This window comes from Haloferax sp. s1, from assembly GCF_058382125.1.
Window position 1 is genome coordinate 1 of the sequence record NZ_JBZRPK010000095.1, and the last position, 1,021, is coordinate 1,021.

The 1,021-nt window shown below is 66.4% G+C and carries 2 protein-coding genes; both read right to left on the minus strand.

The window, feature by feature from the left end; all coding sequences use genetic code 11:
* Positions 1–309, minus strand: a 309-nt coding sequence (locus tag QT222_RS00650) for a PhzF family phenazine biosynthesis protein (RefSeq protein ID WP_491475969.1), incomplete at its 3' end; no start/stop codon positions are given.
* Positions 310–351: 42 nt separating this feature from the next.
* The coding region (locus QT222_RS00655) for an MBL fold metallo-hydrolase (RefSeq protein WP_491475970.1) at positions 352–1,021 on the minus strand (670 nt) is incomplete at its 5' end.

Below are 1,021 nucleotides of genomic sequence, written 5' to 3' on the forward strand. Positions count from 1 at the left end.
CGACCCGACACCGAGATTCAGTGTGACGTCGTCGCCGGCGTCGAACTGTTCGCGGAGGACGGCCGCAGTTCCGAGTGTGGGGTGACCGGCGAACGGAATCTCTCCGGCCGGTGTGAAAATGCGAACGTCGAAGCCGCGTTCCGGGTCGCCGCCCTCGATAAACGTCGTCTCCGAGTAGTTCATCTCGTTGGCGAGCGCGGCCATCTGGTCGTCGGAGAGCGTGTCGGCGTCCTCGAAGACGGCGAGTTGGTTTCCGGCGTACTTCTCGGTCGCGAACACGTCGAGGATGTGGAAGTCGTTTGTCGGCACGCGAGTTGCTGCACGCGGCAGCGAAAAAAGCGTATCTGCGGTCTACTCGTCGTCGCTGTCCGGGTACGGAATCTCGACTTTCTGGCCGTCCTCGGCGACGAACACCTCGCCCTTGTAGACCCCGCGGGCCTGTTCGAGTAGCGGTTTCGGGTTCGCCGCGTAGCGCGCCGAGATGTGGGTCAGTGCGAACCGACGAACGTCGGCGTCGCGGGCGACTCGTGCGGCCTCGCGGGCGGTCGAGTGTGCTGTTTTGGTGGCGCGTTCGGACTCTTCGTCGGTGAACGTCGCGTCGTGGACGAGTAAGTCGGCGTCGCGGGCGACTTCGATTGTCGAGTCGAGCGGGCGCGTGTCGCCGGTGTAGACGACTTTTCGACCCGGTCGGGGTTCCCCGACGACCTGCTCGGATTTGATGGCGGTCCCGTCTTCGAGTTCAACGTCCTCGCCGGTGTGGAGGCGACCGAACGCCGGACCGACCGGGACGCCGAGTTCTTCGGCTTTCTCGCGGTTGAATCGGCCGGGGCGGTCGTCTTCGACGAGAGAATAGCCGACCGAGGAGGTCCGGGGTTCGGTTTCGAAGGCGCGGACTTCGTAGTCGTCGGCGCGGGAGGCGACGGTTCCGGGGTGCGTTTCGGGGACCGGGACGTGGGAGCCGGGCTGGGAGCCGCCGGCGTGGGCGAGCTTTTCGGGGGGTCGGTTGCTGCCCGGCGGGGCG